This is a genomic window from Paenibacillus sp. FSL M8-0334, from assembly GCF_038000405.1.
GTDB lineage: Bacteria > Bacillota > Bacilli > Paenibacillales > Paenibacillaceae > Paenibacillus_AQ > Paenibacillus_AQ campinasensis.
Genome location: NZ_JBBOCH010000001.1, coordinates 2,051,005 through 2,069,970, shown reverse-complemented (window position 1 = coordinate 2,069,970; position 18,966 = coordinate 2,051,005). Strand labels below are relative to the sequence as shown.

General features: G+C 44.6%; 16 protein-coding genes and 1 other RNA gene. 16 read left to right on the top strand and 1 reads right to left on the bottom strand.

What is annotated here, in order from left to right:
• Positions 1-184: 184 nt before the first annotated feature.
• The 14 genes from smpB (at position 185) to MKX64_RS08930 (ending at position 15,916) form a co-directional block, all read left to right on the top strand.
• The gene (gene smpB / locus MKX64_RS08995; RefSeq protein WP_095268116.1) at positions 185-664 is read left to right on the top strand and encodes an SsrA-binding protein SmpB; all 480 of its coding nucleotides are present in this window, start codon (positions 185-187) and stop codon (positions 662-664) included.
• A 313-nt stretch (positions 665-977) separates the two neighbouring features.
• Positions 978-1,344: a transfer-messenger RNA gene (gene ssrA / locus MKX64_RS08990) on the top strand.
• Positions 1,345-2,083: 739 nt separating this feature from the next.
• Positions 2,084-2,992 carry an Abi family protein gene (locus MKX64_RS08985; protein ID WP_341035686.1) on the top strand — a complete coding sequence of 303 codons (909 nt, stop codon included), beginning with the start codon at positions 2,084-2,086 and terminating at the stop codon, positions 2,990-2,992.
• Between the two features lie 571 nt (positions 2,993-3,563).
• Positions 3,564-4,046, top strand: a complete 483-nt coding sequence (locus MKX64_RS08980) for an RNA polymerase sigma factor (RefSeq protein ID WP_095268119.1) — start codon at positions 3,564-3,566, stop codon at positions 4,044-4,046.
• Positions 4,043-4,651: a zf-HC2 domain-containing protein gene (locus tag MKX64_RS08975; RefSeq protein ID WP_196426475.1), complete on the top strand. Its 609-nt coding sequence runs from the start codon at positions 4,043-4,045 to the stop codon at positions 4,649-4,651. The genes MKX64_RS08980 and MKX64_RS08975 overlap by 4 nt, the downstream gene beginning before the upstream one ends.
• A 407-nt stretch (positions 4,652-5,058) precedes the next feature.
• Positions 5,059-5,514, top strand: coding sequence for an HNH endonuclease (locus MKX64_RS08970; RefSeq protein ID WP_095268121.1), 456 nt, complete (start codon positions 5,059-5,061; stop codon positions 5,512-5,514).
• Positions 5,515-5,939: 425 nt separating this feature from the next.
• A complete protein-coding gene (locus tag MKX64_RS08965; RefSeq protein WP_155619123.1) occupies positions 5,940-7,199 on the top strand; it encodes a DUF438 domain-containing protein in 1,260 nt (419 codons plus the stop codon).
• A gap of 280 nt (positions 7,200-7,479) precedes the next feature.
• Positions 7,480-10,257 (top strand): AAA domain-containing protein, encoded by a 2,778-nt coding sequence (locus MKX64_RS08960; protein WP_155619121.1) that lies wholly within the window; start codon positions 7,480-7,482, stop codon positions 10,255-10,257.
• Between the two features lie 275 nt (positions 10,258-10,532).
• Positions 10,533-11,327: a sensor domain-containing protein gene (locus tag MKX64_RS08955; RefSeq protein ID WP_341035684.1), complete on the top strand. Its 795-nt coding sequence runs from the start codon at positions 10,533-10,535 to the stop codon at positions 11,325-11,327.
• A gap of 574 nt (positions 11,328-11,901) precedes the next feature.
• Entirely contained in the window at positions 11,902-13,146 is a 1,245-nt protein-coding gene (locus tag MKX64_RS08950; protein WP_341035683.1) for a hemolysin family protein, read from the top strand.
• A gap of 357 nt (positions 13,147-13,503) precedes the next feature.
• Complete coding sequence (locus tag MKX64_RS08945) at positions 13,504-13,704, top strand: cold-shock protein (RefSeq protein ID WP_095264218.1); 201 nt, start codon at positions 13,504-13,506, stop codon at positions 13,702-13,704.
• A 102-nt stretch (positions 13,705-13,806) separates the two neighbouring features.
• Positions 13,807-14,100, top strand: coding sequence for a cold-shock protein (locus MKX64_RS08940; RefSeq protein WP_341035681.1), 294 nt, complete (start codon positions 13,807-13,809; stop codon positions 14,098-14,100).
• A 547-nt stretch (positions 14,101-14,647) separates the two neighbouring features.
• Positions 14,648-14,914 carry a CD3324 family protein gene (locus tag MKX64_RS08935; RefSeq protein WP_095264220.1) on the top strand — a complete coding sequence of 89 codons (267 nt, stop codon included), beginning with the start codon at positions 14,648-14,650 and terminating at the stop codon, positions 14,912-14,914.
• 138 nt (positions 14,915-15,052) lie between these two features.
• Positions 15,053-15,916: a GNAT family N-acetyltransferase gene (locus tag MKX64_RS08930; protein ID WP_155617478.1), complete on the top strand. Its 864-nt coding sequence runs from the start codon at positions 15,053-15,055 to the stop codon at positions 15,914-15,916.
• A gap of 497 nt (positions 15,917-16,413) precedes the next feature.
• Here the strand turns inward: MKX64_RS08930 and MKX64_RS08925 are convergent, their stop codons facing one another.
• Positions 16,414-16,590 (bottom strand): hypothetical protein, encoded by a 177-nt coding sequence (locus MKX64_RS08925; RefSeq protein ID WP_155617479.1) that lies wholly within the window; start codon positions 16,588-16,590, stop codon positions 16,414-16,416.
• Positions 16,591-16,856: 266 nt separating this feature from the next.
• On the opposite strand from MKX64_RS08925, the gene ahpC reads away from it, so the two are divergent.
• Entirely contained in the window at positions 16,857-17,420 is a 564-nt protein-coding gene (gene ahpC, locus MKX64_RS08920; RefSeq protein ID WP_095264222.1) for an alkyl hydroperoxide reductase subunit C, read from the top strand.
• A gap of 11 nt (positions 17,421-17,431) precedes the next feature.
• A complete protein-coding gene (gene ahpF / locus MKX64_RS08915) occupies positions 17,432-18,964 on the top strand; it encodes an alkyl hydroperoxide reductase subunit F (protein WP_341035680.1) in 1,533 nt (510 codons plus the stop codon).
• Positions 18,965-18,966: the final 2 nt, after the last annotated feature.

Here is an 18,966-nt window from a genome sequence, read left to right as displayed (position 1 = left end):
CAGATTCTCTGGTTGAATATGAATATAGCTGTTTTTCCCCGCCTTTTTCATTGCGTAACGCTGGGCTCTGCCTTGATTTTGCAGGTGGCAGTTTGATACAATGGACTTCTGGTGAGATTGCATTGGTGGCGGTCTGCCGGAAGTCCTTTTTCCCATTAAGACCGTGATGATAAGGAGTGAGACCATGGGTAAGAAAAGTGACGGGAAGGTTCTGGCCCAGAACAAAAAAGCTTCCCATGATTACTTCATCGAGGATACGTACGAGGCAGGCATGGTGCTGACCGGAACGGAGATCAAGTCGATCCGCAACGGCCGCGCGAACATTGCTGATGCTTTTGCAACGATCCGAAATGGCGAGATTCACATCCACAACATGCATATCAGCCCGTTCGAGCAGGGGAACCGGTTCAACCCGACCGACCCTACCCGCGCAAGGAAGCTGCTGCTGCACAAGGAGCAGATTACCAAGCTGCTGGGCCTGTCCAAGCAGGAGGGGTACACCATCGTGCCGCTCAAGGTCTACATCCGCAATGGCTATGCCAAGCTGCTGCTCGGTCTCGGTAAAGGGAAGAAGCAGTATGACAAGCGCGCCGATGCAGCCAAGCGCGATGCGCAGCGTGATATCCAGCGTGCCCTGCGGGAGAAGCAGAAGATTGCGAGATAAATGTCTTAGGTCTTATGTTATGCAGCTGGGAATATCGTTTAATGAATAGAGGGATGAGCTGCAGGTGGCAGCATTTAGCTGCTCTGCCTGGTATCTATATATCATTATGATGCGGAATGTGATATACTAAGTGATGTACGAAAGATCATCAGATCTTTGACAACCATAAGATTATGCTTCGTCATCCTTTCTTGGAGGGAAAGGATGCGGAATAGATCGACTGCCATGCTGAATGCGTCGATGATCTAATCCGGAAACCCTTTTTGGCAGGAAGGTTTGCGTGCGTAGATACGCTGACATTTCTCCTATTTAAGGGGGCGTTTTTGGATTCGACGGGGATAGTTCGGGCATGAGTAGCGGGTAGTGGGGACGCGTCCACTTCATCAACGCTAAAGCCAATTAAATGGCAAACAACAAACTTCTTACGCTGTAGCAGCTTAATAACCTGCACGCGTGCTCTCGCTCTGCATCGCCCATGTGCCGGGATGAGGGCTCAACTTATAGTGGGATACGCTGTCTAGTCTCCGCCTGGGGCTAGCTGAAGAAGACAATCAGGCTGACCTGGAATAGAGCCGGTTACGGGGCGCTGATCCAGGTGACATCAAAACCGTGACTACACCCGTAGAAGCTTGTGTTGTCGTTATCTTCGGACAGGGGTTCGACTCCCCTCGCCTCCATACATAATAAAGAAAGTCCCGGCCGTAAGGTCGGGGCTTTCTTTATGTACAGGCGTCGAAGAGGGGAGGAGAACCGAAGGTTCGTCCCGCGCAGGGAGCGAATGAATTGGCTACAGAAGATTGCTTCAGCGGACGGGCACGGCCTCTAATTCTACCTTAGTGTATTGCATCGTTGCGGTAGCGTCTTTGTAAGTTTAATCGAGATATCGATACTCCCCTGGCCTCCATGTATAAAGAAAGTGGCTCACTGTAAAGAGCTTGATAAAGTTGAATATCGAGAAATTATGAAGTTGCTAAGCTCATCAAAGATTCGATAAAGCAATCCTCCTCACTGAAGAACGGGACTTTGTACTTAAAAACCAGAATATTTAACGAACACGCTAAGTAAAATATCAAATACTATGAAGATATTTACAAAAAACTTCCAAGATACAATATCAGTACTTCTTAAGAGTTTTCAACTAAGTATAAAAGAAATGCAAAAGCCATTCGACAACTTACGTTTAGGTTTAATGTTGAACAGTAATCCATTTTTCTTCGAAAAGGGAAACAATGATCAAGAAGACAACTGAATTCTTCGATTAAAATCTCACTTTACATGGAAAAGAAAAGGAGAGATTGGGATGGTACTGTTCCCTTGACGATCAGTTCTTCATACCGTATACTTGCATTAACAGATCCCGCCCGCGCCTCTTAACAATGCGAAACTGGGCGGGCCATTTTATTTTCAGGGGTGCTTAATGTGGAAGGAAACCATGAAACAAATTTAAAGCCTCCTGCGACTTATACTGAAATGCTCGATAAATTCAAAGATCGCGGCCTGATCATTCAAGATGAGATTAAAGCCGTAGGGATACTAAAACGAATCAATTATTACCGTTTAACAGGTTATTTGCTTCCTTACAAATTGGACGAAAATCAGTACAGGGAAGGGACGGCTTTCGAAAACATTGTAGACCTGTATCATTTCGATATGCGTTTACGGTCTCTTTTGTTGGACATCTTTGAATATGTAGAAATAAGTATGCGCTCATTGATTTCATATCATCTTGCTCATAAATACGGTGTGGAATGTTACAACGAACCTGCAAATTTTTCTTTTCGAAAGTCCATTGATTACGATAAGCTTATCTCCAAATTGTACGAAGAACTGGATCGAAGCAAAGAAATATTTGTTTCACATCATAAGCACAACTATCGCCAAAGATATCCTATCTGGGTTGCGGTTGAAGTGCTTTCGTTCTCCAGTTTATCCATTTTGTACACTAATATGAAACCAGAAGATAAACGGGTGATTTGTAAACAATTTGGCTTGAAGACGAACAAGCTTATGGATAGCTGGTTGCATTCCTTATGTATTCTGCGAAATCGATGCGCTCATTTTTCCAGAATATATGATACCAAGCTGACTCATCAAGTGGCTCTTACTTTCGACGCTCAAAAATTAAAGATTAAGCCAAATACGCTATTTGGGGCAATCTTCACTTTAAAGTACCTTGTTCAAGACCAGACCACGTGGAGTAGTTGGATTACAGAGTTGAATTCGCTGCTCGATCGCTATAACCATGTGTGTGAATTATACAGAATAGGTTTCCCAGAAGATTGGGAAAACTATCTCCGCTCCATCCCAACAGATACTTCTTATACATAATGTGTTTTGACATGCGTATTTGGCAGTAGCAAACAGCTGATAATACTCGGAAAAAGGGTCGCATAAGGAAAGGAAAAGTGTCCGAATGCCTGACAGAAGTAGGCTTTCGAACTCTTCGGTACATTGTAGGCCACCGCGTATACAACACTGGCTGCGTGGACTTCAAAACTGGATTAGGTCTCAACTTTAGTGGGATACGCCATTTAGTCTCCGTCAGGGGCTAGCGGAAGAAGACAATCAGACTAGTCTAGGGAGTAGCGGGTGACTTGGCAGCTCTCTAGGGGAAAACATCTCAAGTCACTACATCCGTAGAAACTTGTGTTGTCGTTATCTTCCGGCAGGGGTTCCAATCCCCTCGCCTCTATTTTATATTATCAGTGAGACCACCCGAGAGGTGGTCTTTCTGCATTTCTGGGGTTCAATGAAGATAACATTTCAGGCGAAAAGCTTGATGGGATTGGCTTGAGGGGTATAGGATAAATGAAGTTGTTTAGAAAAAAATTAGCTTGACTGCAAAATAAGTTGTAACGTTTATCAACATTTATGGATATATACTTGAGGAGGTGAATAGATGCGGGACACCGAGGAATTATACAGGGAATATTCGACCCAAGTATATAAATTCATATTTAGCTTTTGCCATAACCATTTGTTGGCGGAAGAGATCACCCAAGAAACCTTTTATAGAGCGATAAAGTCAATACATAGATACGATGGAAGCTGTAAAGTATACGTTTGGCTTTGTCAGATTGCTAAGCATGTTTGGTACCAGGAACTGGACAAGCGGCGGAAGAGTTCCTCTGACGTACTAGAGGATCCTTCCTTTACCGATTCAAATTCGCCAGAATCACAGTTTATTTTGGCTCAGAACAAAATGGACTTATTCAAACAGCTTCATTTGCTGGATCCGAATACGAAAGAAGTATTGTACCTGCGTTTGACCGGGGAATTTAGTTTTCGAGAGATTGGAGAAATTCTCGGCAGAGATGAAACATGGGCACGAGTTACCTTTTACCGCGGAAAACAAAAGTTGATGAAAGGAAGATCATCATGAAATGTGATATGATTCGGGATCTATTGCCTTCCTATATTGAAAAGCTAACCTCTTCATACAGTAATGAAGAAATCGATAAGCATCTGGAATCATGCGAGGCATGCCGTCAGTTTTATCGAGAAATGACCGAGGAAACAGGTCTCTATATGCCCTCAATTGATAAAGATGAGGCACAAAAACTTAATTACTTAAAAAAAGTGAGAAAAATAAACAAAAGAAAGATTATTCTCTCCGTCTCTGCGGTACTCCTACTGGCTGTAGCTGTTATTTGGCTTTTCGCCATTGGGACTCGGGTGTCGTCTGAAGATGTAAACATTGCTCATCATATGTCCAACGGTCGTCTGGAGGTTCATTTAACATTGGAGAACGGCAAGGACTTGCTGGTCTCAAGTAAAAGCACATTTATTTATGATGAAAATGGCAATGTAATAGGACATGAAACAAGATACATCCCTAAAGGTGTGCTTCATAACCCTTTTGATAATGTCGGTAATGAATATATGTTAGGGACACAGCTCAGTAACGAACCGGATTATCAGCACTCATTTATTCTAGAATTCAAAGATAAGTCGATGACATTTATTAATGGAGAACTGGTAGAATAATTCAATGCATTCCAGCGAGATATAACTTTGCCTGCGACCTGTCAAGGTCGCTTTTTTGCATTATCTTATGTGTTGTGGTTGGGAGAAACCGTGTTGGCCTGGTGAGGGGCAGGGATCAAATTGCGTTGGAGCCATCAGTCAAAATCTCGCTGAAATCGATAGTCATCGTTCGGAGGCAGGAGTGATATTGACCAGATTGGTTCTGGTCGGGATTTTGTCTCAACGGGAGAACGGGAATCAAGGGTCGACGTACAAAGCAGAAGTCATCGCAAGCTTGACTTTCCCTAACAAGAGGGGGCTTACTCCTCTCCCCTCCACTATCATGAAGACTATCCGCATGAGAATGGTGTTTTTGTTTTATATTAATACTATAGGCAGGAGCATGTCGTACAGGTGGGGGGAAGTCGATGAATCAGGGTCATGATGGAGAGGATCAATTGATAAAGGTGCTCAATATGGATGGTCAACAGCTAACACCATGCTTGCCTCATCGGGCTTGGCGGGAAGTTGAGCGCTCGCGAGCAGTTTGGATTGATGAGCAGACGATCCAATTGCTGTATAATCCGTTCTTATTTCGGGACTATCGAAAAGCTGCCCTGAAACGAGATCATCACACTTGTTTGTGGTGCGGACAACACGCGACGACCGTGGACCATATAATCCCCTCAAGCAAAGGGGGCTCGGACCTTCCCCATAACCTCATCGCTTCATGCAGCGAATGCAATACGAAACGAGGGAACCGTCCGGCATGGTCCTATCTCAAAGAAAACGCACGCACTGTTCCCAATCTTATGAAGCTGATCTGGCGTATCTGTATCGCTAACTACAGACATCGTCCAATGAAAAAAAGGACAACTGAGTAAAAAGGATTGGAAACTGTGGTTTCGACCGACTGAAGTCTATGCAGAAATTGTAACGTGCTCATTCATTTTGCCGACATTTCATGGTGGCCACTTGGGGGGATGGTGTGCCAACGTTTCGGCCAGGGTTAGGCTCCCTCGTCTCTCATACCGTTATTAAAGCGACCGCGACTCGGTCGCTTTTTTGTTGGCGAAACGAACAAACCGGCTCGACAGCGTACAGAAACACCCAGAATACAAGGGGAGTAGGAAGAAGAACTTTCGAAGAACTTGGGTCACTATTCATCCTTCCTTAGTCATTGAATGTTCATTCCCTCTGTGCTTTTAATCACAAGTCGTGGGGCATGAGGGTGCTAGCTTAGAGAAGAGAGGTAAACAAGATAGAGCTTGGTCTTTATATACATTGAAATAAGACAGAGGTGATGAACATGAGTGAACTCATTAATAACCGTGAGGAAGGAATTTCTGCTCATCGAACAGCCCGTATCCATTTGCTCAAGGAAATCATTAAGGAGCTGCACCATGGAAAAAGCGTGGAGGAAGTTAAGTCAAAATTCAACCAAGCTGTAGGTGAAATATCGGTTGACGAAATTTCGGAGCTGGAGCAAGTGCTGATGCAGGAGGAAGGAATACCAGTCACCGAAGTACAGCGACTGTGCAGTGTCCATGCGGCTGTATTCAAAGGTTCCATCCAAGACATCCACAGAGCGCATAAGCCTGAGGACCAGCCTGGGCATCCCGTGTATACGTTTAAAAGGGAGAACCAAGAAATCGATCGACTGGCGAATTTTAAAATCGCGCTGCATCTCGATCAATTTCTGAACGATCCGGGGGAGGCGAATCGTCTCAAATTGCTGGAGGATTTCAGTCTCCTCTATGATGTGGACAAACACTACAGCCGCAAGGAAAACTTGCTGTTTCCCTTTCTTGAGAAATACGGAATTTATGGACCGACCAAGGTGATGTGGGCAGTCGATGACGGCATCCGAATGGGAATAAAAGAGGTGAAATCTAAACTCACTCACTTTGAAGGGAATGCCGAGCTTGTAGTGGACCTTGCCAAACGCGTCTTAAACGAAGTAACAGAAATGATCTATAAAGAAGAACATATTTTATTACCTATGGCTCTGGAAAAGCTGACGGAAGACGAATGGCTTCAAATTGCTGACCAAAGTGAAGAGGTCGGTTATTGCTTGATTGCGCCGGATCAAACGTGGATTCCAGAAAGAGCAGATGAACCTGGCACAGGCCAGGGATTGGATGCTTCTCCGCTGCAAGAGGGATATATCCGGCTGAGCACAGGCATTGTATCGGTCAAACAGATGGAAGCCATATTGAATCATTTGCCGGTCGACCTGACCTTTATTGATGAACACGATATCGTCCGATATTTCTCCCAGGGCAAAGAACGAATCTTCGTTCGGACCAAAGCGGTGATCGGCCGAAGTGTGCAGAACTGCCATCCTCCGCAAAGCGTACACGTCGTCAATCAGCTGCTTGCTGATTTCAAAGCCGGTGTTAAAGATGTAGAAGATTTCTGGATTCCGGTTAAAGATAAGTTTGTGTATATTCGTTATTTTGCCATAAGGGATCAAGAAGGAACGTACTTAGGAACGCTTGAATTCACCCAAAACATTAAACCGATACAGGAGCTCACGGGTCAAAAAAGGATACTTTCTACGTCATAAGAGAGCGTATTGCGGATTCGGTGTGCCGCAGTTAACCTGATGAACATCAATGGCTTAATGATAAACCCCCTATTATGGACATTTATAAAACGAAACGTAATCGGGCGTCGGTACTCTGCCGGCGTCCGTTTGTTTTATTGTTGTGTGGACGATCACACGGTTTCCATTTTCTGCTCTTAGATAAGGTATTTGTGTGCTAATAATCCTTCCATGGCAGGAATGTAGCACAAATTTATAGAAGACTCTGTATATAACATTGATTTCATACAGAGAGGCTGCTATGGACCAAGAGAGATTTATGATAATTGTTAAAGGTGAGGACAAAACACAGGACGTATCTTCATACGAAAAAGATCCTCCAATCGTAAGGATTGTATATAAAGGGTCTTCCAAGGTTTATACTTATCAGTCCAGTGATGTACAGCTACTGACGCCAACCATTCAGGACATAACGGAGGATACGGCTGTTTTTCATGAGGGATATCCTTTTTATAATGTAGAACGGGTGCTAGATTTCGGCCAAAGGGTTCGGGTGTGTTTTAACAATGGGAGTATTCGTACATATGATAGGGAACGTATTCAAATTAGAAGTAGTAGCACTCAAAACGCTGAAGGACGTAAGATTCTGGACTATTGGCGCGAGATTTCAAAATATGCGAAAAGTGAGGATGAACAGGAGAACAAAGGAACATTTTTGGCCAAGCAATTTGCGAACCTAAATTACGTAGATCCGGATAGTGCTTTGAGCCATTATCTTCTGAAAAAACCTATAAAGAGCGATATCCCGGTTACAACAGAACCGATTTTCCCTTTCAGGTACAATTTGAGCCAAAGGACCGCGCTTGAGCAATCTTTAAAAAGTACTATCAGTATTATCGAAGGTCCTCCAGGTACGGGTAAAACCCAGACGATTTTGAACATCCTCGCGAATCTGGCGGTTATGCAGGGGAAAAAGATAGCGGTTGTTTCTGGTAACAACGCTGCAGTTCTGAATGTACAAGAAAAGATGGAACGGCACGGGTACCACTTTTTTGTAGCTAGTTTGGGCAAACAAGAGAACAAGAAAAAGTTTTTTGCCAACTTACCCAATTGGGATGTATCGGAATGGTCAAGTGACGTACCAGAGGATGAATTAAACGCCAAATTACAAGAATTGAATCAGCGTATTCATCGTTTGATGGAACTGGATAGGGAGAAGGCACAGCTTAGGCAAAAACTGTCGGCTTATTTGCTTGAGCAGGAGCATTTTGAACATTATTATGCTAGGCAGGATATCCAGCCTATAGAGAAGTGGTCATTTTATAGGCAGACACCGAAACGAATATTGGAGTTTATGAAAGATAGTTTTCTGGCTGTAGAGGTGACAAGGAAATACAAGTTCCTATACCAATTTAAGTTATTCTTCAGACATGGTTTTACGGATTTCAAACGTTTGAAGGAGCAGGGGCTGGATGTCATTCTGAATGTTCAGCGTGAATTTTACACATTAAAAGTTGAGGAGCTATCAGATCGTATACAGAAGCTTGAAAAAGAATTAGAGGCCCAGGACTATCAAGCCTTAATGAATCAGCACCAGCAGCTCTCCGAAACGCTTTTTCGGCACCGATTACACGAGAAATATCATAACCGCCCGGCTGTGGAATGCAATGAGAAGACATACACTTATAGCAACAAATTTAAAACGTTTATCGAGCATTATCCGATTGTGCTTAGTACAACGCATTCTTTGCGTAATTGTATACCTGCGAATTACTTGTTTGATTATTGCATCATTGATGAATCCTCGCAGGTTGATTTGCTGACAGGGGCTCTGGCTTTATCCTGCTGCAAGCAGGCTATTATCGTCGGCGATACTAAGCAACTGCCGCATATCGTGGAGAAGGAGATTGAACATAGGATCCAGAACCATACGGTTCCTGACATGGATGAAGCTTACGATTATATTGAGCATAATTTGTTGTCGTCCATGTTGGCCTTATACGGGGATTCGGTTCCGAAAGTAATGTTACGAGAGCATTACCGCTGTCATCCCCAAATTATTGAATTCTGCAACAGGAAATATTACGACGGCGAATTGATCGCTTTTACCGATCCCGGGATTTCCGAATCCCCTTTATTGATCTATAAGACGTCACCGGGTAATCACATGAGGGAGGTGACCCATGGCAAAAAAGGGAAGTTCAATGCCAGGGAACTTGATGTTATTGAACAGGAGATCCTGTTAGGGTACCTCGAAGCGGCATCCGGTCATGAGGATATCGGCTTTGTGACGCCATATCGCAAGCAGGTTGAGAAAGCGACCGAGCAATTCACTATTGGTATCGAGAGCGATACAATCCATAAATATCAGGGACGTGAGAAGTCTGTTATGATCATGTCTACGGTACTCGATCGAACAAGAGCAGGTGGAATGGGGATGAGGTTTGTTAATGATCCTTGCATGATTAATGTGGCTGTGTCCCGTGCGCAGGCGAGATTTATTCTGGTGACCGATCAGTCTGCGTTTCACAAGTATGGGAATGAAGTGGGAGATCTCATGCGATATATGGAATATAGCACGATGGACGACAATGTCGTGGAGAGTGAGATTCATTCTGTTTTTGACTTGTTGTACAAGGAATACTCTGATAATCTCCAGCAATTTCGAGAACGTGTTCGTTTCTTTAATAAATCAAGGCATCGCAGCGAGAATATTATGCACGCCTTGCTCGATGAGATGTTACAGGAGCCTATGTTTAAGGATTTTGAATTAGGAAATCAGATTTTACTGATGAATTTGTTTACTGACCTAGAACGGTTAGATGAGGAAGAACGTAAATTTGTGAAACAGCGTTCTTCTGTTGATTTTGTGATTTATCATAAACTGGACAGATCGCTAGCACTGGCAATTGAAGTCGATGGATTTGCCTTTCATGAGAACAATCCTGAACAACTAAAGCGAGATAAGAAAAAAGAAGAGATTTTCAAGAAATTTGGAATAGAATTAGCAAGGTTTCGTACAAACGAGAGCGGGGAGGAACAGAGGATCAGGGAGCTATTAAACTCTATGTTGTATTAGCTGGAATGACTGAGTGGGATAACGGAGCATAGCCTTGATGAAACGAGTTTTAAGAGATAGCAGGCTTGATTATTTTCGAATAAAATTGATACCCAATGGTAAAGAGATAGCAATACTCTGAAGTATCTTATAGGCAGTGCGTTAGTTTAGCCCACTCCCTAGTCTAAAGTCTAGGTTCAGATACCCCCTAAGACGGTTATGTCAGCCAAATCACACAGATATAATGGATCTATAACTTGGAGCGTGACTTATGAAGCCATAAGGGGTGTTTGAATATGAAGGCAACAGAAACGGCTGCAATGGAGCAGGCAGGCAAGGTGAATTGGGTGCTGTTTAATCCAAAAACCTATGCCACCCTCCTATACTTCCTGTTATCCCTCCCGTTAGGGATTATCTATTTTACAGTGGCAATAACAGGAGTTGTACTATCCATTGGATTAACGCCAATCTTTATCGGGATTCCGCTGTTTTTTGCAGTAGCCAAGCTGTTGAATGGGATTGTGGTTTTCGAACAAAGCATGATTCGACAAATTTTGGGTTTACCTGCTCCTTCAGCAGCGTATCCCTCCAATCCACGGTCTGAAGCGGGGCAGAACTGGTTGAAACGAATGGTGGGAGGCTTTGACGGAGCACTCTTTATTCGTAATCTGCTCCTCGTATTCCTAAGATTTGTTACGGGTATCGTATTCTTCGTGATTACGGTAACGGCCATTGCACTCGGACTAGGATTCATCACTCTTCCCGTCGTCCATATCATTTTAATGAATGAAATTCAGGTTGATATTTTGGAGAAGAGCTTGTTCAGTTATTTTCATATCGATTGGACGTATAACCAGCAATATCTGCTGTACGTTGGCGTGGGCCTTATCCTGTTCTGGATCGCGCTGCGCGTCGTGAACGGGCTTATGCAAGTTCTGCGTAGAGTCATGTATGTGGATGAGCCCTATCAGCGGCAGTCAACGTCGCTAATGGAGGAACAAGTACACGAACCCATACCGTCGCAATATGATGAGTACGAAGAGGATTATCCCGCTCAAGGGACGATGCGGCCAGCTCACAGGGAGTTTTAACATCGGTCTTTTTATAACATGTGCTGTTGAGGCTTGTAGTCTGTATCCCATTCAAAATCGAATCTGAGTACTCAGCAGTATATGGTGGTTGTACACAGCCATGGTGCCCTGCACCACATCTTCGGAAGAAACCCGGCCTCACGAGGTCGGGTTTTTGTTTTCTGGAGCATGATACATCGCCCCTGTAGAAATGAGAGGTTTTGAAATAGCCCATTCTATTCAGGGAATCTGTTACAAATGCGTGTAAGTAGGTCAGCGGTCAGACATTTTCCCAGTCATTCTGTGCAATTTGAATATCGATTAGAGAATGTATACAATATATACAATAAGTTTGGGGGGATTTATAGGAAGGAATTATACATAAGTCAGTTGAAATGCAACGAAAGTGATTTCTTTACATAAGGTAGACTGTTTATCTCGTTCAGAAATGGATGTGCAAGACCGTGGGTAAATATTACCTGATGGATGAAATGAAAGGCGACTTGGGCGATCGGGCATGCCGTAATGATCGATGGTGTGGTATACTCATCGCCGTTTTGCATAGGGATACTATACGAAAGAAAGAGGTTGAGGTATGACGCTCCTATTGATTTATCTGTTTCTTGCATTGGGTATTTCGTTTCTTTGTTCTGTGCTCGAGGCAGTTTTGCTATCCACAACCCCATCGTATTTAAATGTCAAGCTGGAGAACGGTAACAAAAGAGCGGGATTGTTCATCGAGTTGAAGAAAAATGTGGACCGCCCCCTTTCCGCAATTCTTACACTGAATACAATAGCCCATACCGTTGGTGCCGCAGGGGTCGGGGCGCAAGCGACTAAAGTATTTGGCGAAGTGTACTTTGGCATTATCTCCGTTGTGCTGACTATACTGATTCTTGTTTTTTCGGAAATCATTCCTAAAACGATAGGGGCCAGGTATTGGAGAAGCTTAGCGCTTGTCTCTGCTCAACTGATTCAGTATCTCATCTATATCACATATCCTTTAGTTATCATATCTGAATACATTACCAAAATAATAGCTAATAAATCTCACGTGTCCACAACGACGAGCAGAGAGGAATTATCTGTGTTGGCGAATGTAGGTACGGAAGAGGGTGTATTCGAGGCAGACGAGAACAAAATCATCCAAAGCATCATCAAACGTAAGGCAATCAGAGTACATGAGGTCATGACGCATCGTACCGATATTGTCGCCCTTTCCGTGAACGCTTCTCTGGACGAGGTTGTATCTGTGGTCAGCAAGGAGAAATACTCCAGATTGCCAATTTACGAAGACAGCATAGACAATATTGTAGGGATTCTGCATGCCAAAGATCTCATTAAGTACTTAAGTGGTCCTCATACTGTGGACGAATTTAATGTACGGGATTTCAGCAGAACAGCTTATATCGCACCCATGTACAAGACGATGGATCAACTATTCAAGGACTTCCAGCAGAACAAAATCCATATTGCGATCATTATCGACGAGTTTGGGGGTACGGCAGGTATTGTAACCCTTGAAGATTTATTGGAGGAAATTGTCGGCGAAATATTTGATGAGGACGATGAGATTGTTAGGGATATCATTAAGGTAGATGACAACACATTCTATGTGAATGGAGGCATCAGCCTGGATGATGTTGTGGACTATTTCAAGGTAGATCTGCCGATTGAGCAATACGAGACGTTGAATGGGTTTATGATTGGCCAACTCGGCCGGATTCCTAAGCTTGGAGATAGAGATTCCATTGAGTATGCCGGATTGGTATTTAAGATTGAGGAAGTCGATGGAAGAATGATTTCGAAGGTTAAAGTGTGTAAAGTTTTGAAGCATTAGGATTGGATCTGGGCTAGTATGGCAATACGATGCCTAGTATGGAAATGGCAGTCCGGGCATCGCGAGCGATGTCCGGCATGGTGAAGCTGTGAGGCTTGCCCAGCGATAGGCCAGTCACCGCCATGTCTGTATATATAATATATATCTACACTGTTCGCAGCCTGGAGGGAGAGGCCACAGTGAAGTAATCCTTGCTATTCGGCCCCAGGTGGGGTATGATGGAGTCAATGGAATACTGACCTGCCTATAAATTCACATTTTGCAGAGGGTTGTTATTTTATGGAAACGACCTTGTGCAATATGTGAATTTTTATTTTCTGAATAAGAGCTCATATAAATTTTGAAGGAGGTGTTCCGATGGAAGCTGGAACAGTGAAATGGTTTAATGCGGAGAAAGGCTTCGGTTTTATCGAGGTTGAAGGCGGTAACGACGTTTTCGTTCATTTCAGTGCGATTGTAGGCGACGGCTATAAGTCGTTGGACGAAGGTCAACGTGTTGAATTTAATGTGGTACAGGGTAATCGTGGACCGCAGGCTGAGAATGTCGTAGTACTGTAAAAAAGAATGAAGCTAATGCCCCGAACCCTGTGTTTTGGGGCATTTATTCTTTTTGTTTGATGAATAGATGATCATCGTAAACGGATATGGACAGCTGAAAGCATGGCCAGATTTGCCTTAGGTACAGAGCGACAAGATACCAAGAGGGAGGGTACGTTTATGTACTATTCGCGGAAAAGGTTGGAGGATATCCCCCAAGAGGCTACCGCAATATGGTCCTGTATTCAGGAGGATTGTAACGGATGGATCAGGGACAATTTTGCTTTTGCGGAGGTACCGACCTGCCATCAATGTCAGTCTCCTATGAAGAGAAGCATGAGTGAGCTGCCTGTGCTCGTGAATAAGAGAGAGGATCAGAAATTCCTCAAGAAGGGCATTCAGATCGAGAAAGAATAACAGCGCGCCATTTCCTTCATATAACAAACTCGCTCTATGAGCGGGTTTTCTGTTTTTCTTGGCTCGAATGGTAGCCTGTCACGTCTACTCTCGCGGGACAAACGTCGAGCCATACGCATCACGCACTGCTGTTGCATCAACAATGGCCTCCTCAATAAGAAGATCCAGAAACGATGAACCACTACAGTTCCTTGTGGTGTCCCCAATTACTCGCAATATTACCTGTTCAAACGTGTCATCAAACCAGATCATACTGGAAGTGATGAATGTCATTACTCCACCATCAACATTCAGGAAATTCTCATCACAGCGGGGTACGAATCCGGGACTCCATATCGATATTCCACAACCGGTGTCGTCCTCCTTCGCTGGCAGCATCTATACCGACCATGATGATTCGGGTGTGTTATAATAAAGTACATATACAAAGTCCCAGTTTATGGATGGTTGAAAGAGGGTGGATATGATGCTGTTGTTCTTCTTGTGTTAATCATAGTTAACCGTTCCGCTTTCCCTTATAGAACATCTAAATAAGGAGCGGAACAGCATGAAATATGTAAACGGGAATGTTATATTTCCTGAGTCTTTGCTCAAGGAAATTCAGCAGTATATTCAAGGTGAGTTCGTATACATTCCACAACCAGGATCACGTAAACGATGGGGTGAAAAGTCAGGTCTAAGAGAACAATTGGATCGCCGAAATAACGAAATTCGTGAGTTGTACATGAAAGGCGAGTCCATTGAGCGACTTACGAAGCTGTACCATCTATCCCATGAAACGATAAGGAAGATCGTCTATTCGAAGAAATGTTAAAGCCAAGGCCCGGCAGTTTCCGCTGCCGGGCTTTATTGTGTATTAAACACCTATACTTGTTGTCTCTCTATATAAAGAAGGAGTGAATCCGTACAATTTTTACAGGACAGTGAATCCTGAAGAATTGGAGCGGTGAAAATGATATATGAACTCGACAACCATCAGTTTCATAGATGCAGGGACCTCGTAAACCGTGGGGTGAACATCGAAGAGAAGGCGATTGTAGAAGGGATAAATCCGGGCAGAATCTTTGTGGATCACATCGAGAAGCCAAGGAGCGGTCTCATCTGGCAGGGGAATCATGATGGGTTTATATTTGTTGGAGATTCAAGAAATGAAGCATTCAATCAGGATGTGAAAAGATACGTTGATGAAGCCATCGCATTTGAGGCGAAGGCGCAAGGGCTGAACTGGTTCGAATGCATCGGCAATCATTCAAGCTGGTATACAGCATTTCATGACATCTTCCACGATAAGAAACTGGATTCGTGGGATCAGAATGTATATATGATATGCCCGGACACGTTTAACGCTATAGGGAAAGAGCGGCATCAGGATGATGAGTTTACCGTTGCCCAGCTGACGAAGGAGCTTCTACATCAAGGGACTATCGAGAATGTGGCGTTTGCTATAACCAAAATCCTGGACTGCTGGGAAAGCGAAGAAAGGTTCTTTGAACAGGGAATGGGATACTGTATTCTTCACAATCAGTCGATTGTCAGCATCTGCATGTCAGGATACCGATATAAGGACGTTCACGGGATTGCGATCGAAACCCTTCCATCGTATCGAGGAAGGAAACTGGCGTACAAGGCTGCGTCTTATTTCGTGGATCACTGTTTTGCCAGGGGGTACAGGCCATACTGGGACTGTATGGAAGACAATCATCCATCGAATGCGGTCGCTAGAAATTTAGGGTTTGTTAAAGAATTTTGGTACAAGGGATATATGTTTAAGTTGAGGTTTGCTTCTCTTTACACCCCAACCAGCCAGAAACCATAAGGCGGCGCTTATGCCGCGGGTTCCTGGCTGTTAATAGGGTTCTACTTTGTGGTGCCGGATAACCATTTTGGTACAGTTCCTCTTTAGTGTTTTGAAACAGCTCCGCCAGCTTCGTAGAGTCCAATTTTGTTCTTACAAGCGCGGGAGCTCCCGTGCGAGCTTCTTCGATAGCAGAAAAAGCTACCTAGCAGTGATACGCCCATAAGTATCCTTTCGATTCCAGCCGCATGTCATCCGGTTTTTCTTTCGGTTCCATAATGATGGTATGGTTGAAAGTTCGTTCCTCGCCGTCTGTTTTGGTCTCTGTCCATAGTATTTCTGAAGACGTTCATCCAGCTGATTCACCATATTCAGCGTCATCCGCTTGAGCAGATAGTCCAGCGCTTGAACACGAAAGGCTTCAACTGCAAGAGCCGTGGTTCGCTGCTGATCCCGCACTAAAAAAGCGACCGTGATCGGTCGCTTTTTTAGATTGTGTATTCGGATAGTTGTTACGACTAACGATGGTTATCCGATTCACTTTCATTGTACTTTTCGTCGCCGTCATGCAGCGCCATTTTGCGGCGGTCATTGCGGTCTTGCTGTTGTTGCTGGGCGTCTAAACTGTTTACAGGTGTCGTCTCCAGTTCTTTCACCGTATTGATGAGGTTCTTATCTGGCTCGTTTCTGTTCACTATGAGAAGATCCTCCTTGTCATATCAGGTGCGAACTTTAGTATGCACCGCCTGCAAGGTACGTATTCCCGGACGCGCAGTTGTTCAAGCTCTTTTCATTTTTTCCGTTTTAATTATGAAGACTTGGTGAAGGGAATTGAACGTTGAGAATCGTTCCCATATAATAATAGTTATAAGTAGTGCAGATGGTCGGGGGCTAAAGGTAGTTGAGGGTCCTGACGCTGTGCTGTTTCGAAACCATACCATAATCCAAAGGAGAGATTGCCATGTCATTGATTGGAAAAGAAGTACTCCCATTTAAAGCACAAGCTTATCACAACGGCAAATTTATCGAAGTTACTGAGGAAAATTTCAAAGGTCAATGGAGCATCGTTTGCTTCTATCCGGCTGACTTCACTTTCGTTTGCCCAACTGAGCTTGAAGATCTGCAGAACCAATATGCAGCGCTTAAAGAGCTTGGCGTTGAAGTATACTCTGTATCCACAGACACTCACTTCACACACAAAGCTTGGCATGACAGCTCCGAAGCTATCGGAAAAGTAACTTACATCATGATTGGCGACCCATCACATACCATTTCCCGTAACTTCGACGTTCTGATCGAGGAAGAGGGCGTTGCGAACCGCGGTACATTCATCATCGACCCAGACGGTGTTGTACAAGCTATCGAAATTACAGCTGAAGGCATCGGACGTGATGCAAGCACGCTGATCGACAAAGTAAAAGCGGCTCAATATGTACGCAACCATCCAGGCGAAGTTTGCCCTGCTAAGTGGAAAGAAGGTTCTGAAACTTTGAAACCAAGCCTTGATCTTGTAGGCAAGATTTAAGGAGACGAACTATGAAACTGGAAGCAGACATCAAACAGCAGCTTGAGCAGTACTTGCAGCTTTTGGAAGGGAATGTTCTGCTGAAGGTCAATGCGGGAACCGACTCTGTATCGGCTGACATGCTGGATCTGGTGAATGAACTGTCCAGCATGTCGGATAAAATTACAGTTGAGCAAGCATCATTGCCTAGAACACCAAGCTTTAGCGTGAATCGCGTTGGTGAAGAAGACACCGGTGTTACCTTTGCCGGTGTCCCTCTTGGGCATGAATTTACTTCGCTCGTTCTGGCATTGCTTCAGGTCAGCGGAAGAGCACCAAAAGTTGAACAAGACGTCATTGACCGGATTAAGAGCATTAAAGGCGAGTATCATTTCGAGACTTATGTCAGCCTGTCCTGCCATAACTGCCCTGACGTTGTGCAGGCACTCAACATGATGAGCGTCCTGAACCCTGGCATTACCCACACGATGATCGACGGCGCTGCCTTCAAGGAAGAAGTGGAAAGCAAAGAGATCATGGCCGTGCCTACGGTTCACCTGAACGGCGAGTTCTTCGAGAGCGGCAGAATGACGATCGAGGATATCCTGGCTAAGCTTGGCACCTCGGATGCATCGGAGTTCGAGAACAAGGAGCCATACGACGTACTGGTTGTCGGAGGCGGCCCAGCTGGCGCAAGCGCGGCGATCTATGCTGCTCGTAAAGGGATTCGCACAGGCATCGTAGCGGAGCGTTTTGGCGGACAAGTGAATGATACTTTGGGTATCGAGAACTTTATCAGCGTGAAGTACACCGAAGGTCCTAAACTCGCAGCTAGCCTTGAAGAGCATGCGAAGGAATATGGCATTGACATCATGAAGTCCCAGCGTGCGAAACGTCTGGAGAAGAAGGATCTTGTTGAAATTGAATTGGAAAATGGCGCGGTGCTGAAGAGCAAAACCGTCATCCTCTCCACGGGAGCCCGTTGGCGCAACCTGGGTGTGCCGGGAGAAGCCGAATTCAAGAACAAGGGCGTGGCTTACTGCCCGCACTGTGATGGTCCTCTGTTCGCAGGCAAGCATGTTGCGGTGGTGGGCGGAGGCAACTCCGGTGTTGAAGCAGCGATTGATCTTGCTGGTGTTGCAGCACATGTTACCGTTCTGGAATTCATGTCTGAGTTGAAAGCGGACTCGGTACTGCAGGATCGCCTCAATAGTTTGCCAAATACGACTGTCATCAAAAATGCACAAGTGAAGGAAATCACAGGTGCTACTAAAGTAGACGGGATTACCTACACGGACCGTGAAAGCGGCGAAGATAAGCATATTGAACTGCAGGGCGTATTTGTCCAAATCGGTCTTGTACCGAATACAGACTGGCTCGCGGATACTGTGGAACGTACACGCATGGGTGAGATTGTCGTTGACAATCATGGTATGACTAGCATCCCTGGCGTATTCGCGGCAGGCGACTGCACGAACAGCGCGTACAAGCAAATTATCATTTCCATGGGATCGGGTGCAACAGCTGCACTGGGCGCATTCGATTACATGATTCGGAATCAATAATC

Coding starts and splice junctions, on each gene's coding strand:
- MKX64_RS08940 (WP_341035681.1), top strand. CDS start 13,807: ATGGCCAGATTTGCCTTAGGTACAGAGCGACAAGATACCAAGAGGGAG.
- MKX64_RS08935 (WP_095264220.1), top strand. CDS start 14,648: ATGAAATATGTAAACGGGAATGTTATATTTCCTGAGTCTTTGCTCAAG.
- MKX64_RS08945 (WP_095264218.1), top strand. CDS start 13,504: ATGGAAGCTGGAACAGTGAAATGGTTTAATGCGGAGAAAGGCTTCGGT.
- ahpC (WP_095264222.1), top strand. CDS start 16,857: ATGTCATTGATTGGAAAAGAAGTACTCCCATTTAAAGCACAAGCTTAT.
- MKX64_RS08955 (WP_341035684.1), top strand. CDS start 10,533: ATGAAGGCAACAGAAACGGCTGCAATGGAGCAGGCAGGCAAGGTGAAT.
- smpB (WP_095268116.1), top strand. CDS start 185: ATGGGTAAGAAAAGTGACGGGAAGGTTCTGGCCCAGAACAAAAAAGCT.
- MKX64_RS08960 (WP_155619121.1), top strand. CDS start 7,480: ATGGACCAAGAGAGATTTATGATAATTGTTAAAGGTGAGGACAAAACA.
- MKX64_RS08965 (WP_155619123.1), top strand. CDS start 5,940: ATGAGTGAACTCATTAATAACCGTGAGGAAGGAATTTCTGCTCATCGA.
- MKX64_RS08980 (WP_095268119.1), top strand. CDS start 3,564: ATGCGGGACACCGAGGAATTATACAGGGAATATTCGACCCAAGTATAT.
- MKX64_RS08950 (WP_341035683.1), top strand. CDS start 11,902: ATGACGCTCCTATTGATTTATCTGTTTCTTGCATTGGGTATTTCGTTT.
- MKX64_RS08930 (WP_155617478.1), top strand. CDS start 15,053: ATGATATATGAACTCGACAACCATCAGTTTCATAGATGCAGGGACCTC.
- MKX64_RS08975 (WP_196426475.1), top strand. CDS start 4,043: ATGAAATGTGATATGATTCGGGATCTATTGCCTTCCTATATTGAAAAG.
- ahpF (WP_341035680.1), top strand. CDS start 17,432: ATGAAACTGGAAGCAGACATCAAACAGCAGCTTGAGCAGTACTTGCAG.
- MKX64_RS08970 (WP_095268121.1), top strand. CDS start 5,059: ATGAATCAGGGTCATGATGGAGAGGATCAATTGATAAAGGTGCTCAAT.